The sequence below is a fragment of the Mesorhizobium sp. M1D.F.Ca.ET.043.01.1.1 genome, assembly GCF_003952385.1.
Lineage (GTDB): Bacteria > Pseudomonadota > Alphaproteobacteria > Rhizobiales > Rhizobiaceae > Mesorhizobium.
On sequence record NZ_CP034444.1, the window covers coordinates 1,878,880 to 1,892,059 of the forward strand.

The following is a 13,180-nucleotide window of genomic DNA, read 5'->3' on the forward strand; positions in this document are numbered from 1 at the left end:
CTGGAAGCTCGGTCACGTTATAGGCCTATGGAAAACACACCTCCAGCAGGCCCTCGTCGAGAACATCGCCCGCGCGTACTGAAGGGCGGTTCCATCATCACTAGTTTCCAAAACTCGGAAATCAGCTGCTCTCTACGCAATCAGCATTCCAAAGGAGCCGAACTGAAGGTCGCTCCAGACATTCAGATTCCAGAACGCTTTCTGCTCTACGTCCCTGTCGACGGGATTGCTTACAGGACTGTTGTTCGATGGCGCAAGAATGATCGCGTAGGTGTTGAATTCGAGGGCACCGAGCCAAAGCCGAAGTTCCATTATGGTTGAATGCCGAGGGGCAGCACGTGCGCGCGCTGCCCGGCTGCTTAGATGGCTGGGCCTTCTTCAATTCTTGGGATGTAAAGGGCATCGCCTGAGGGGATCTTCGCTGTAAACTGAAGCGAGAACAAGAGACGGTTTTCACCGTCCGTCACGTGCATCATCCAGGGCTCTGCGTGTTGCCAGAAAGATTGCTTGTTATCGTTTATCATTTGGCCGGCGGCTCGAACGGCCTCTACCCGAGCGGCATTCAAATCCGGGAGCTCAACTCCGTCTGCATCGGGATTGAACTCCCCGTTATCAACATGAAAGCGATAGATGGGCATGCGCCTTGGTGGACTCTTGAAAATACTCCCAAGGAAACGCCCTCGGCCAGAATTTGTTTCGAAAGCACCCTTAGCCCTCGCGAAGAACCGCTCCGCGTCCATCAACTGGCGGGCTGCCGCTAAGTTTTGCCAGGCTGCGAAAGTGCTCGCCGTAGCTCGGCTTCGTCCTTAATTTCGTTTTGGAAGGCGCGGATGACTTCCTCAGCGAGAGCTTCCCTCTGATGCCGGTCCTTTTGGGTCAGACGGCGCTCATCACAGAGTCGATCGAACACCTGCTGGAGCAGGTCTAGGTCACAAGGCTCGAATATTCCGTCGTAACGCGACAGGGGCATTAGGCAACCCTCAATTGGCTAAAACCCTGCCTGTTATTTTGTCACCGACTGTGCCGATTTCAAGCCGGGTTAGACCTCGTCGAGACTGTCCTACCGGGATCGGCCTAGCGTGCCCGCTTCTTCAGAAAATAGGCCTCGCGAAGCAGCGAATTCCAGTCGATCCCGATCAACCTGATCAGCTCGCGAGCCTGCTCTTTTGTAACCCCTGCCTCCCGGACCAGGCGGTCGGCCAGCACGTCAATGGCACCCTCATGGAGTCCTGGGTTGTCGTGTTCTCCGTGCATGCAAATAAATGATCGAAAGGCTTGCATGTTCAACTTTTTGCGCCGCGGTTCCATACAAATTTACAGTTTTCGGACGGCGCTGCTGATGGCAAAATGTCGGCGGGTTATCGAGGGAGGCTATCATGCCCCTCTCAGACAATGGCGGCGTGGTTTATCCCGCTGATCTGGACTTGCTCCAGCGGGTATTTGACAGGCTGTGCGCCGAGCGTCGGCTGGCGCTTAAGGACAGAGAGCAAAGAGAGGCCCTGGCACGGGAAGTGGTCCGCCTTTTTCTGGACGGCATGACGGAAGAAGACGCTTTGTGGCGGACGCTTTCAAAGCAGCGCACGGCCAGAGGCGCATAGAGAAGCCCGCCGTCTCAGGGAGTGGCGGGCTTGTGCTTTGGTACAAGTGCTGACGGCCTCGGAGGGGGTTCGGCCGTCATCCTGATAATCGCGAGAGCGGTATTCGGTTCCGAACAATTTTCCGAAAACTGAATGGCAAAAGCGCGCTGGTGGGAACACCCCAGCCCGGCTCGCTTATCATGGTGACACAGGCTTTCGCGGGCCGGGCCGGTCCCGGAAGCTGGGTTCCAGGGCGCGGCTAGACTGCAGCCATTTTGCAGCCCGCGCCGGCCAATGGTCCATTAGCGATTTCTTGACTAAGCTGCACTCGCCCACACCAAGGGCAGGCATCGGCGTTTGGCGACGAGGTCCCGGCGTATGACGCCGTCTGTGGTAGCAGCCGGAACATTTTAGAGACATTGAATGTTCCACACCTATGGCCAGCCGAGACCAACTCTCAGCAGAACAATTAAGAGCAGCACGAGCTCTCTTGAACTGGTCGCGAGTGCGACTCGCTGCCAAGGCCAATCTTAGCGAATCGACGATCTGCGAATTCGAGAACGGCTCTAGCAGACCGAAACCCAGTAATGTCGCCGCAATGCGGCGAGCTTTGGAAGAGGCGGGAATTGTCTTTTCCGAAGGGAGCCCGTCGCTAGCCCGCTCTGAAGGTCAGAACGGTGGTCGCCAAACCGACAATAGAAGGTGGCGCCGCCGGCAGACAAAAGGCGCGCCGACATAAAGGAGGAAGCAGCCGCACAAAATAGCTATGGTGAAAGCGTTTAGGGCTTCCGCGATCACTTCTGGTCTGGCTTTGAGATCGTCGCCCAGCTGCCATCTGGCTGGCACTCATTGCCTTCATGGATGGCGCCAGTGTTGAAGAATTTTTGTTCGAAGACACAACCGGACGCTGCCGCCTTGCTGGTCTCCCATACAAACGAGGGAGTGCACAACATGACACCCTCTCCTGCGCGAACCGTTGCTCCAGGGGAATAGCTCGTCGATCCCAGCCAGCATCGTGGCTGCTGCTCTGGAGCAACTTGCTCTTGGGCGAATGCCGCATTTGAAACCATCGGAAACGCTGCTGTCACGAGCATCATGCGCATGGATCACTCCTCTCGAAATGGCGAAGCGTTCCGCCGCGAAGGAACCTTACACGGCTAGACTTTCGGGATCCTCCCGTAGCCCGGCTCGCTTATCGAGGTGACACAGGATTTGCGGGCCGGGCTAGCGTCGACAGCTCCGGAGGGAGAATGGTTTACGTCGACACCACGATAGATTGTCCAGTCACCAATAAGTCTGCAACCGCGACCGAGGTCCTAAACTCCGGAGCATTGGTCCGACTTCGCTTCTTCGGGAATAAGGGGACGGGGCGCTGCGTTGAAGACATGAAGGGACGGCCGTCCCTGCCGGGCAACTTAAGGTCGCGCATCGGACGGGACGTTGAACTCCAAACAAGAAATTGGAGACCGATGATGCGAACACTTATCATCATTGCAGCATTTTCGCTGCTCGCCGGCCCCGCGTCGGCAGCCGATCACCTTTTTACCGCCACGGAGGCAGGCGGTTTGACGACCGACAGCCAGCCGTTCCAGAACGGCATAAACAACACGGCTCCGACAGCCGAGGACGTGCCTGGTGGGGGAAGTCCGCTGTCGGGTGAAGACCATACCGTCCCGGCCACCGACACCCAGACGGGTGCCGCGACCAGGGACATGCCGGCGGCCACGCAGGACAAGACGGCGCCATCAGCCAAGGCCCGCTGACAATCGCGTCGCTTCGTGACAGGCCGTTGGCGCGGCAGTTCTCGCGCCCGTCTGGCTGATGTCAAATTTTGATGCTAGACGGGCACGCGGTCCATCAGAATCGATGGAGCGCAAATCGGACGGCCACCAGCGGTCGCGGGTGCTATGGCCTCGGCGGGAAATTGAGCGCGCTGGTTTGCCAGTAGAACTTCCATTCACCCGTTCGGAGCTTCGTATAGATTTTGCAGACTCGACCCTTCCACTGAAAATCAGCGCCTGTCGCTCTGTTTCGCCAAAGGGTGTCGATGTCGACCACGGCGAAAGCCGCGTCCTCTGTCGGAGCCACTTCGATCTTCGCGGTCTTGCGGTGATTGTGGATCAGGTCATGAGCGGCAAAGAGTTCGTTGTAGCCTTGACGCCATCCCTCTTCATCGAAACGCCCCAACACGAACACCCAGTCGATTGGATCGTGCGCGTCTGCGTTCGGCGCAAATGGCCACGCCATGTCAGGATGGATCATGGCCAGGAAGGGCTCGATGTCCTTTTCATCCCAACTCTTCGTTTCCACGTCCACCAACCTTTGAATGATTTCACGCACCTCATCTGACATGACGCTACTTCTCCTCTCGGAAATCCTTTAGCGACGCGTGGCGCAGCTTCTCCTCACCCTTCAGGAATTTCACGCGGCCGATCAAGCCGGGCTTCAACCATTCCGCCTTTTCCTTCGCCAAGCCCTTCGGCGGAGGAGCGCCGGACTTTTCCTGAGCCAAGTCCCAAAGCGCTTGCCGCTTGTCGGCTTTGAAGGTCACGAACGCGCCGCCCATGTATCGCCCCCTGTCCGCCATCAGCACCATCGCAGGTTTCCCGCTCTCGCGCTTCACGCCGATGATGTCCATTTCCTTCTCGACGTAGCACTTGATCTTGCGCCAGTTCATCGTCGAGCCGCTGCGGTAGGGGCTGTCCAGCCGCTTCGACACGATGCCCTCCAGGCCAGCGTCGCAAGCAAGGTGGTAGACGGCGTCACCAGCACCTGGCAGCGCCTCGCTGAACTGGATATGTCCGCCGGCCGGGATGAGCGCCTGCAAGACTTCGCGGCGGTCCTTCAGTGCCATGTCGCGTAAATCGTGGCCGTTGAGGTGGAGCAGATCGAACGCGACCAGGTAGAGCTCTTGGGGGCGCCTGGTGATGGCCGAGCGGAGCGCATGGAAGTCTGACAGTCCGGCTTCGTTGGTCACGATCATCTCACCTTCGATGATGAAGCGTTCCGCCTCGAGCGCTTCGGCTTCCTCCGCAAGCGGCCGATATTTGGCCGTCCAGTCGAAACTGTTCTTGGTGAAGAAGCGGATGCCGCCAACGTCCTTGATAACTTGTGTCCGGTAGCCGTCGAACTTGATCTCATGGGACCAGCCGTCGCCGGCAGGCGGGTGCTCGACGAGTTCGGGCTCCATTGGCTTGATGAACGTCAGCCGCTCACGAACGCTACGCATGCTCATATCCCGACTGCGGAACATTTTAGCAAAATTGCATGTTTAATTGATTATGGCGACGATCGACATTGCCGAGTGCCGGGCAGCGCTGACCTTGATCAGGCGCACGATCGAGGAATATTGCCCGCCTGGGGTTTTGCCGAGTGAAGACGCCGTCAACGCCCTCCATGGTCCCGACCCGATGCATGACGCTGAAGCACTGGCTACGGCTATTGTGGCGACCGTCGATAAATTGACCCTGCTCTCGCGCCAGATGCCACCCGCAAGCAGCATCACATAGAGCTTGGCTGTCTCACTTCGGGACCAGAATGCTGGCAACGGTCTTGCACTGAACAAATTGCCGGTTCCTCCACCGGCACCTGATGGGGATCAGGATGGGTGCGCCGGGCTTGAGGACTTGGGGTTCCTCGCGCGGCGATCTTTCTTTCAGAAGCCGGGTCCAATCTTGCGTGGATGGTCGGATACGGCAGTGTGAGAGCGACGAGTGTTTGATCCCAGGCTTTGATGGGGCATCCTTATCCTCCAATCGAAGGACACTATGGGCCAGGTTCTGCATGGGAGCGCCACGACGAGCTCATTTGCAAGGCGTGGGCCATCCAACCCGAACGCTTCAGGCTAAATCCGCTCCAGCAAATGCCGGGACTAAACATCTAGTGGTCGTTGCGGCTGTTCGGCCCTCGCAGCCCAAGCATTGCCTTGGCTATTCGGCGTAGGGATCGATTTCGCCGACGATCTCCGTCGGGTCCCCGTCGTATTCGTCTGCGGGAGTGACGGCGAGCGTGCCATCGCCGGCCCGGAAAATGACGATGCTGACCATCAGAGTGGTGGCAAGGCTGAAGGCGAAGGCGTTTGCTTCTGCGAGAGACATCGATCCGGCTCCTGTTTGGAAGCGGGGATCCGTCCCCGCGTGACAGGCGCCCGATGTGTCCGTCCGAGGGCCGCAATCACCGTGAAGGCAAAGCCGAAACGGCGGCACGCTTTGCGTAGTCCGACCCTTTACGGGTTGATGGCATCAGGCCCTCGGGTGGACCAAGGAATTGCGCCTATGAGCGCGGTGCTCGGTTCGCAGTTTCGGCTCCAGGAGCCGGTGAGGACGAGACGTCAGAGGCTCGCCGGCTCACGTTCATCGCAGCCGGACCAGTTGTCATACCCGAGGTTAAGTCACGGACCGGCATAAATGTCGACGAAGATGCCGTTGTCTCGCGCAGGTCGAGGGGCGCTCATCAAGCGGCGCCGAATTTCATGACCGGGATACCAAGCTGGCGGGCCTTGTCGGCAAGGTTGTCCTGTATGCCTGTGCCGGGAAAATGGAGGACGCCGATTGGCAACACGTCGAGCATGGCATCGTTTCGTTTGAAGGGAGCGGCCTTGGCGTGCCTTGTCCAGTCCGGCTTGAAGGCGATCTGTGGGACCTTGCGGTTGTGAGCCCATTTGGCCGCAATCAACTCCGCGCCCCTGAGTGATCCGCCGTGCAGCAACACCATGTCCGGATGTTTGGCACGGACCTGATCGAGTTTGGCCCAGATCAGGCGATGGTCATTGAAGTCGAGCCCGCCGGTGAAAGCGATCTTGGGTCCCGGGGGCAAAAGGGACTGACTGTCTGCACGCTTCTTCGCTGCGAGGAAATCGCGGCTGTCGATCATTGCTGCTGTGAGATTGCGATGGCTGACTTTGGAGCCTGCACGCGGACGCCAGATCGAGTGCGTGTGACGCTCGAAGTGTTCGGCAGCCTCATCGCGCATCAACTCGAAGGCATCGCGGCGTTCAAGGAGTGTCTGCCCTTCGACCGTTAGCCGTTCAAGTTCGACCGACTTGACCTCGGATCCATCCTGTTCGCGCTGGAGGCGTTTCTGCGAGAGCTCATTGTCATCGAGTTCGCGTTCGATCCGATTGGTCGCGCGATGGAACAGATTGACCGTCCCCCAGAGCAATTCTTCGAGGTCGGGCTCGAGGCGCGTGTCGCAGAGTGCCGCCACGAGGGCGTCGAAGATGTCGGCTATGCTGGCTGCGACCAGGCCGGCCTCCGGAAGCGGGCGCGGATCGGGCTCGTCTTCGAGGCGCCGGCAACCATAGAGTTGGAGTTCCTGAAGGACATGATCCATTGGGGATGACGCGTGCGGTGGCTCGAAGGCGAGGTGATCGTGATCGCTCATGAAAGCTTCCTTGTGCTGGACCGGCCGCGCCCATCGCGGCCTTCATGGCGACGAAAGCGACGGTCGGTTCGGTCTTGCACCCGCGGCGGCAGCCAAGGGCCGGAACGCCAGTGGAGGATGACGAAGGCCGGCTATTTTGTCTCGCGATGGAAAGGCCCGCAGGGCCGACGGAAAATAGCCGGGCGTAGCCATTGCCGGACCGGACCGAGCGGCGCACCGATCGCCCTCTGGAAGGCCACGGCGCGGCTCTCTCCGGCAGGGAAACTCGACCCGCAGCGAACACGTCAGCGATTTGCCAGCGCTCGCTACCTCGGGGTCAGGCCGGCTGGGCGATGAAGCGGACAACGTCTTCCGGCTCGATCTGAACCCGTAGGGAAGCCTTGAGCGCATCGAGACCGAGCAGACGCAGGTCTTCATTGAAATCGCCAAGTTGCGGCGTGAGGACGATCGTCTCGATGCCCGCCGAATTGCCGCGTTCGACGAGGGTCGCCAGCGCTCCATCACCCGCAAGATCATTGTCGCGCGCGATGTAGAGACGCCGCAGTGTTTCGGGGAACAGGATGGCGGAGAGATGCGCCGCGGATAGGGCGGCGATAGCCGGCATGGCCGGCAGCGCCGAGCGTTGCGACAGCATGGTCTCGATTCCCTCGCCCGCAGCCATCACGTCATTGCAAACCCCGAAATGGACCGCATGCCCACGCAGGTCGCCCATGGCCCGTCGGGGTGTATTGATCGGAGCACGGCCGAGATGAACCTCGCTGAACCCAGCCGGATCGAGCCAGGTGCGATGCGCGCCGGTAAGCTTGCCATCGAGGTCGGTCACTGACGCGATCATAGCGGGCCAGGTCTCGGTGGGTGCGTCCTCGCCGGGACGGTAGTAGCAGCGCGGATGAAACCGCAGGCTACCGGTTTCGTGCAACGCGGTTATCCCGCGTCCACGCAAATACGTCTCCACAAGCGTTCCTAAGATCGGCTGCGACATCGAGATCAGCCGCCTCGCCGCCTCGGCAGAACCTGCTGGAGTGGGAGGTGCTCGCATTCCACGTTCGGCTGGATCAGGCGACGGCCGGGGCATCGACAAAAAGCTGCGCGCCTCGTCGGCCACATCCTTGAAGTCGAGCAGGCCGAGCGATTGCTGAATGACGTCGAGCAGATCGCCATGCTCGCCAGTGGCGGCGTCGGTCCATTTGCCGGCCGAGCCCTTGGGAGAGTCGTTCAGTCGCACGTACATCGATCTTCCTGGCATGTTTCGGGCGTCGCCAACCTGCCAATAGTTGCCCTGGCGTCGGCCGTTTGAGAGATAGTTGCGACAGACCGCCTCCGCCTGGCGGGCAGGGCTATCGCATATGGGTGATGGCCTGGATGAGATAGCCGTCATTCCAAGCGCATTTCTTGATGCGGTGACTGATGGGGACTTTATCGACATCTGCGGCCTGAAGGAGATTTCTGGCGATGCGGTTGAGGAGGGCGGTGTTGGCGGGGGCGTTGTCCTTGCGGGCACGGGATTGATCCTCGTCCAGATGAACATCCAGCATCCAGTGCAGGCCGTTCTCGATCTGCCAATGGGCTCTGGTGAGCTCGAGGGCTTGCTGGGGTGACAGCAAGGTGGAAGCCATGAACAGGCGCGTCAGCGGCTTGGCCTGGTCGCGCCGGCTGGTGATGCGGATGAAGGCTTTGTGGCCGGCCATCAGCGGTTCAGCCGATACCACGACCTCGGCTTGGCGCCATTCGCTGCGGCCATGGCTGGTTTCGGTCCGCTCCGCGACTGCGGGGGCGGTCTCGGCCAGATGGCGATTGGCGTGGCCGACCCAATGGCGACGATTGCCTTTGAGCGCGAGCAGGTAGTCGCCGCCCCGTTCGGTGATGGCCTTTGCCATGCGCGTGTGACAGTGGAGCGCATCGGCTGTGACCAATCGTCCAGTAAGATCAATAAGTTCGATGACTTTGAGGGCGGCCTCGACCTCATTCTCTTCCTCGCCGGGCGAGACCGCCGCCAAACATAGCCGCGTCTCGGCGGCAAAAGCCGACACCGTCAGGGGAGGACTGGCTGCAAGGCCTTTCTCGTAGGCTCGCCGCAGCGCCTTGCCGTCGAGCGAGACCACTTCCTCACACGCCCGCGCGAAGCCCGCGGCAAAGGCGGCAAAGGCACGGCTGAACGCCTCCGGATCGAGCAGCCGCAGCAGCCGCGAGAAGGTATCGTGGCTGGGCGCCACCTCATACGCGATCAACCGCGACAGCGCCTGCTTGCGCTCTTGCGCGAACAACGAGAACTCCGTCGCATTGCTCGCCCCGCACAGGCTCGCCGCGATCATCATCACGATCAAATCGCCAAGCCGATGCGTGGCATTGCCGGCGCGCGGATCGGGTAGCGCGCCGAAATAGCTCTCAAGGCTGGAAATGGCAGTCTCTCCCTCGTTCGACTGCCTGCCCAAAGAATCCCTTCTCAGGCCAACTTCAAGTCCCAAAAAGCCATATGCGATTCCCCTGGCCTGGCGGCCAAGACGACGTGCAAGGTCATGGGCGTTTACCTTCACAGCAGGCCTCCAAAGGAAAGGCCCACCGTTGCCGGCGGGCCAGGTAAAGACTTGGCAGAGCTCATTCAGCCGCGATCGAGCTATGGGCTGTCTGGGCTCCATCAGTTTCGGCGAAGGCGTCGGGTTTGGCCATGGCCGTTTCGCCGTCGTTCTCCGCCGTCACTTCGACGACCGTTTCCGACGCTCGCGCTTCCTCGACCTGTGCCTCGCGCACCGGTGTACGCAGCGGTTCGGGCAGCCAGCCGCTATCGGCGATCAGCATCTCCGCCTCGCTCGCCATGTCACCTTTCTTGAGGTGCGCTATCCGGTCAGCAGCCGGCTGACCTTTCGCTTCGGTGACCGCCTGGAGGATCCGGGCCTTGGTCACGCGGCCGAGGAAGTTGTCCACGGTCGGTCGCCAGCCGGCCACGGTCATGTCAAGGTCGACAGCCCGGGCCAGCCGGTCGGCATGGGCGAGCGCACGCGGCCGCCGGTTCCACGCTTCATGAACAGCGTTGACCGACAGGCTCACGACATGAGCAAAGAGCGCGGCTTGACGATCGCCATCCCACTCCTGAAGCACGCCCCACAGATCGGCGGACTCCTTTGGCAGCGCCTTGGCCCAGTCTTCGTGGCGGGCGCGGATCGCCTGAACGCAGGTACTGTCGTTCAATCCCGGAGCTTGGGCGCCGAAGCTAACGCACTTCATTTCCAGCTCCAGGCAGCTATCCGAGGCATATTGGTAAAAAGCCTTCAGGGCGAGCGCCTGCAATGCGGCGAGGAAGGCAACTTGTGGCCGTTCGCCGAGCGCCTGGCGCAAGCCAAGCGTGCGATGCGCCGTCAGTTCCGTCATGAGCCGGTCGGAAATTGGCGACAGGCCTTCGTCTTCCTCTGGATCGGACAGCGATTTGTCGTCCGCCGTGTCGCTGCCACCATCACAGTTTGCGGCCGCCGCGCCACCCTCATCCTCCTCTTCGGCCGACCCGGCATCCGGCTCAACCGGAAGTTCGTCCTCCGGGCGGACAAGGCCGCGCTCGATACGCACGGAGCCGTCAGGTGTAATGCTGACAAAAGCACCTGCGCGAGCGACTTCGGCGGGCTCGAAGGCGAGCGGCCTGTCGTCGAAAGACTCGAGCGCCGCCTCTAATTCGGCGAGGCGGCTATCAATTACCTCCGGGAGGTCCTCGACGCTGTCGTGTTCCTCGGAGAGCCGAGTGTACTCGGCCCGCATGACCTCGCGCGTCGTCTCCTCCTCGGCGGTAAGCGGCACCGGCTCGCCGCGAAGCTGCCGCAACCCGAATGTGTGGCCATAGGCAAAGTCCGGCGCGACCTCGATCCACTTCCAGCCCTCTGCGCAAATCGTCTCGGCCTCACGCTCCAGCTTTTCAGCAACGAGGCGATCGACCAGCGCGACATCCTGCAGCCAGCCTCCGTCATCGCCCTGGAACAAGTCGCGCATGATCGTCCCGCCGGCCTCAATATACGCGTCCAGGCCGATGAACTGCGCCCGCTTGTCGGATGCGCGAACGGCACCTTCGGTCAACATGCGCCGGATGGCATAGGGCTGCTTCTCGTAGGAGGTTTTCAGACACTCGAACACCTGCTCCTGGCGTTCATGGTCGCCCGAGACGGTGAATGCCATGAGTTGGTCGAGCGTCAGACCGTCCTCGGCATAGATATCAAGCAGCGTCGGCGACACCGAAGCCAGCTTGAGGCGCTGCTTGACGACATTGACCGAGACGAAGAAAGTAGCGGCGATCTCTTCCTCCGACTGGCCCTTCTCGCGCAGCGCCAGGAACGCGCGGAACTGGTCGAGCGGATGCAGCGGCGCGCGCTGGACATTCTCGGCCAGGGAGTCCTCCTCGGCGATACCCTCCTCACGCACGATGCAGGGCACAGGAGCGGTCTTGGCGAGCCGCTTCTGCTTGACCAGCAGTTCTAAGGCCCGATAGCGCCGGCCGCCGGCGGGAATCTCGAACATGCCGGTCTCGACACCGGTTTCGGTCACGACCGGCCGGACGCTGAGGCCCTGCAGCAGGCCGCGCCGGACGATGTCCTCGGCCAGTTCTTCGATCGACACGCCGGCCTTGATGCGCCGGACGTTCGACTGGCTGAGAACGAGCTTGTTGAAGGGGATGTCGCGCGAGGGCGACAAGGTGATTTTCTTAGCAGCAGTAGCCATGGCGATGTACTCCGCGACGGGCGGCCGAAAGCCTCTCTCTCGGCCTCCAACCCGTCACGAGCGGAGCGCCGCCCTCTGACTCTAGAGGACGGCGCCGCAGAACCGGCGGAGAAGAAAGGACGCAGCCAGCATCTCGGGCTTCCTGGAAGTCAGGTTGCCCGGTCGAGCAGCTTCTTCGCCCGCGCCTCCAGATCGAGCCGAGCATCCTGATGCATCTTGTCGCGAGCGACAGCGGTGATGCCTTGCACGAAATCGAACACGCTCTCGGGTTTGCGGCCTTCCTCGGTCAGCACCGTCTCGATGATCTTCCCGGTCTCAGCCTTGGAGAAGCCGCGCTTGCGAAGGAACTCGTTGCGATCTTCGTCTGTGCGGGCAACAATCCGCTCCCGTGCCGCCTTGATGCCGTTAACGAAATGCATCGGCGAAGAGTTCGCGAAACGGGTCAACGCAGGTGCTGCCTCGTGCGCAAAGCGCGGGGCCGCGTATTTCGAATGGCGGATGGTGATCTCCTCGAAATCCTCCACGCCCCAAAGATTGCGGTTCTGGCAGACAGCGCGGAGGTAGAAGCTCGCGATGCCGAGCGTCTTGGCACCGACCTCCGAGTTCCAACAGTAGAAGCCGCGGAAATAGAGGTCGGGTGAGCCGTCCGGCAACCGGCCGGCCTCGATCGGATTGAGGTCGTCGACTAGGAAAAGGAAGACGTCGCGGTCGGAGGCATAAAGCGTCGTGGTGTCCTTCGTGATATCGACGCGCGGATTGTAGACGCCGCTCGACCAGTCGAGCACGCCCGGCACTTTCCACCGGGTGTCGCCGGTGCCGTTGCCGGCGATACGTTGCACGGCAGCTACCAGTTCATGGTCGAAGATGCGGCCGTAATCCGGGCCGGTGACGGCGCGCAACTCGATGCGGCCGTTCTCGATCTCGAGCGTCTTCACCTGCTCGGCGCGGTGGGACGTAAGGCCGTATTGAAGATTGATCCCGGCCAGCGGCGCTGGAAGCTGGCGCAGGTAAGCGGCCGGAGCGCCAACGAGGCTGGCGAGTTGACCGAAGCTCCAATGGGTCGGGGTGACCGGAATCTCGGAGCCCGGCAGCACCATCGTCAACCGCTCGGCGTCCTCGCGGCTCGCCTCTATCCGGATAGCCGCGCTCTCCACGGTTCTAGTCCGGCTCCGCTCGGTGCGCAGTTGCACCGCCTCGAATAGCTCCGACAAGGACAGGTATCGCTCATCGGCCGGGCGCGAGAACCATTCGGAGGAAACACGGCCAATGCGCTCGCCGCGGCTGAAATCCACCTTATAGCCGCCGGAACGATCGCGGGTGGCGTCCAAAACTTGTGTCATGGGTTATCTCCATGACGGGCGCCGGGAGACCTCTCCCAGCCCTTACCCCGTCACGGAGCCTGATCCGAACTCTCACTCTGGCAGCGTCGCAGCGCGGAAAGCGGCTTGCGCACGGCAAGCAAGCAGGAACAAGACTGTTCAGCGAACTGCCGTTCGGAAGAGGCGACCGGCATCTCCCCTAGGCTC

Annotated in this window: 16 protein-coding genes; 5 read left to right on the plus strand and 11 right to left on the minus strand. The window is 61.2% G+C overall.

Annotated elements, in window-relative coordinates; translation table 11 throughout:
- Positions 1–27: 27 nt before the first annotated feature.
- Positions 28–321 carry a PilZ domain-containing protein gene (locus EJ067_RS09430; protein ID WP_126085684.1) on the plus strand — a complete coding sequence of 98 codons (294 nt, stop codon included), beginning with the start codon at positions 28–30 and terminating at the stop codon, positions 319–321.
- Positions 322–359: 38 nt separating this feature from the next.
- On the opposite strand, the gene EJ067_RS09435 is transcribed toward EJ067_RS09430, so the two are convergent.
- Both EJ067_RS09435 and EJ067_RS09445 read right to left on the minus strand, forming a co-directional pair.
- On the minus strand, positions 360–638 hold the full coding sequence (locus EJ067_RS09435; RefSeq protein ID WP_126085685.1) for a hypothetical protein: 279 nt from the start codon (positions 636–638) through the stop codon (positions 360–362).
- A 436-nt stretch (positions 639–1,074) separates the two neighbouring features.
- Positions 1,075–1,281, minus strand: a complete 207-nt coding sequence (locus tag EJ067_RS09445; protein WP_245468294.1) for a hypothetical protein — start codon at positions 1,279–1,281, stop codon at positions 1,075–1,077.
- A 95-nt stretch (positions 1,282–1,376) separates the two neighbouring features.
- Between EJ067_RS09445 and EJ067_RS34515 the strand changes: the two genes are divergently transcribed.
- Complete coding sequence (locus tag EJ067_RS34515) at positions 1,377–1,598, plus strand: RNA-binding protein (RefSeq protein WP_189510524.1); 222 nt, start codon at positions 1,377–1,379, stop codon at positions 1,596–1,598.
- Positions 1,599–2,013: 415 nt separating this feature from the next.
- Positions 2,014–2,316, plus strand: a complete 303-nt coding sequence (locus tag EJ067_RS09455; protein WP_126085686.1) for a helix-turn-helix transcriptional regulator — start codon at positions 2,014–2,016, stop codon at positions 2,314–2,316.
- 55 nt (positions 2,317–2,371) lie between these two features.
- Here the strand turns inward: EJ067_RS09455 and EJ067_RS09460 are convergent, their stop codons facing one another.
- On the minus strand, positions 2,372–2,680 hold the full coding sequence (locus tag EJ067_RS09460; RefSeq protein WP_126085687.1) for a hypothetical protein: 309 nt from the start codon (positions 2,678–2,680) through the stop codon (positions 2,372–2,374).
- 366 nt (positions 2,681–3,046) lie between these two features.
- Here EJ067_RS09460 and EJ067_RS09465 point away from each other — a divergent pair, with 366 nt between their 5' ends.
- On the plus strand, positions 3,047–3,340 hold the full coding sequence (locus tag EJ067_RS09465) for a hypothetical protein (protein ID WP_126085688.1): 294 nt from the start codon (positions 3,047–3,049) through the stop codon (positions 3,338–3,340).
- Between the two features lie 142 nt (positions 3,341–3,482).
- Here EJ067_RS09465 and EJ067_RS09470 read toward each other — a convergent pair whose 3' ends face one another.
- On the minus strand, positions 3,483–3,929 hold the full coding sequence (locus EJ067_RS09470; protein WP_126085689.1) for a hypothetical protein: 447 nt from the start codon (positions 3,927–3,929) through the stop codon (positions 3,483–3,485).
- Positions 3,930–3,933: 4 nt separating this feature from the next.
- Positions 3,934–4,806, minus strand: a complete 873-nt coding sequence (locus tag EJ067_RS09475; protein ID WP_126085690.1) for an RNA ligase family protein — start codon at positions 4,804–4,806, stop codon at positions 3,934–3,936.
- 52 nt (positions 4,807–4,858) lie between these two features.
- On the opposite strand from EJ067_RS09475, the gene EJ067_RS09480 reads away from it, so the two are divergent.
- Positions 4,859–5,086, plus strand: a complete 228-nt coding sequence (locus EJ067_RS09480; RefSeq protein WP_126085691.1) for a hypothetical protein — start codon at positions 4,859–4,861, stop codon at positions 5,084–5,086.
- 420 nt (positions 5,087–5,506) lie between these two features.
- Here EJ067_RS09480 and EJ067_RS34520 read toward each other — a convergent pair whose 3' ends face one another.
- The 6 genes from EJ067_RS34520 to EJ067_RS09505 all read right to left on the minus strand — a co-directional run bounded on the left by EJ067_RS34520 (position 5,507) and on the right by EJ067_RS09505 (position 12,994).
- A complete protein-coding gene (locus EJ067_RS34520; RefSeq protein WP_189510527.1) occupies positions 5,507–5,674 on the minus strand; it encodes a hypothetical protein in 168 nt (55 codons plus the stop codon).
- Between the two features lie 355 nt (positions 5,675–6,029).
- On the minus strand, positions 6,030–6,959 hold the full coding sequence (locus tag EJ067_RS09485) for a DUF2493 domain-containing protein (RefSeq protein WP_126085692.1): 930 nt from the start codon (positions 6,957–6,959) through the stop codon (positions 6,030–6,032).
- A 316-nt stretch (positions 6,960–7,275) separates the two neighbouring features.
- Complete coding sequence (locus EJ067_RS09490) at positions 7,276–8,337, minus strand: toprim domain-containing protein (protein WP_126085693.1); 1,062 nt, start codon at positions 8,335–8,337, stop codon at positions 7,276–7,278.
- Entirely contained in the window at positions 8,297–9,391 is a 1,095-nt protein-coding gene (locus tag EJ067_RS09495) for an ISAs1 family transposase (RefSeq protein WP_245468096.1), read from the minus strand. Before EJ067_RS09495 ends, EJ067_RS09490 begins: the two co-directional genes overlap by 41 nt.
- 163 nt (positions 9,392–9,554) lie before the next feature.
- Positions 9,555–11,654 carry a ParB/RepB/Spo0J family partition protein gene (locus EJ067_RS09500; protein ID WP_126085694.1) on the minus strand — a complete coding sequence of 700 codons (2,100 nt, stop codon included), beginning with the start codon at positions 11,652–11,654 and terminating at the stop codon, positions 9,555–9,557.
- Positions 11,655–11,803: 149 nt separating this feature from the next.
- Positions 11,804–12,994 carry a DUF932 domain-containing protein gene (locus tag EJ067_RS09505; RefSeq protein ID WP_126085695.1) on the minus strand — a complete coding sequence of 397 codons (1,191 nt, stop codon included), beginning with the start codon at positions 12,992–12,994 and terminating at the stop codon, positions 11,804–11,806.
- Between the last annotated feature and the right edge of the window lie 186 nt (positions 12,995–13,180).

Excerpts from the sequence above, each read along its gene's own strand:
- EJ067_RS09480 (WP_126085691.1), top strand. The coding sequence starts at position 4,859 with ATGGCGACGATCGACATTGCCGAGTGCCGGGCAGCGCTGACCTTGATC.
- EJ067_RS09475 (WP_126085690.1), bottom strand. The coding sequence starts at position 4,806 with ATGCGTAGCGTTCGTGAGCGGCTGACGTTCATCAAGCCAATGGAGCCC.
- EJ067_RS09500 (WP_126085694.1), bottom strand. The coding sequence starts at position 11,654 with ATGGCTACTGCTGCTAAGAAAATCACCTTGTCGCCCTCGCGCGACATC.
- EJ067_RS09490 (WP_126085693.1), bottom strand. The coding sequence starts at position 8,337 with ATGACGGCTATCTCATCCAGGCCATCACCCATATGCGATAGCCCTGCC.
- EJ067_RS09455 (WP_126085686.1), top strand. The coding sequence starts at position 2,014 with ATGGCCAGCCGAGACCAACTCTCAGCAGAACAATTAAGAGCAGCACGA.
- EJ067_RS09460 (WP_126085687.1), bottom strand. The coding sequence starts at position 2,680 with ATGCGCATGATGCTCGTGACAGCAGCGTTTCCGATGGTTTCAAATGCG.
- EJ067_RS09485 (WP_126085692.1), bottom strand. The coding sequence starts at position 6,959 with ATGAGCGATCACGATCACCTCGCCTTCGAGCCACCGCACGCGTCATCC.
- EJ067_RS09505 (WP_126085695.1), bottom strand. The coding sequence starts at position 12,994 with ATGACACAAGTTTTGGACGCCACCCGCGATCGTTCCGGCGGCTATAAG.
- EJ067_RS09465 (WP_126085688.1), top strand. The coding sequence starts at position 3,047 with ATGATGCGAACACTTATCATCATTGCAGCATTTTCGCTGCTCGCCGGC.
- EJ067_RS09430 (WP_126085684.1), top strand. The coding sequence starts at position 28 with ATGGAAAACACACCTCCAGCAGGCCCTCGTCGAGAACATCGCCCGCGC.
- EJ067_RS34515 (WP_189510524.1), top strand. The coding sequence starts at position 1,377 with ATGCCCCTCTCAGACAATGGCGGCGTGGTTTATCCCGCTGATCTGGAC.
- EJ067_RS09435 (WP_126085685.1), bottom strand. The coding sequence starts at position 638 with ATGCCCATCTATCGCTTTCATGTTGATAACGGGGAGTTCAATCCCGAT.
- EJ067_RS09445 (WP_245468294.1), bottom strand. The coding sequence starts at position 1,281 with ATGCAAGCCTTTCGATCATTTATTTGCATGCACGGAGAACACGACAAC.
- EJ067_RS34520 (WP_189510527.1), bottom strand. The coding sequence starts at position 5,674 with ATGTCTCTCGCAGAAGCAAACGCCTTCGCCTTCAGCCTTGCCACCACT.
- EJ067_RS09470 (WP_126085689.1), bottom strand. The coding sequence starts at position 3,929 with ATGTCAGATGAGGTGCGTGAAATCATTCAAAGGTTGGTGGACGTGGAA.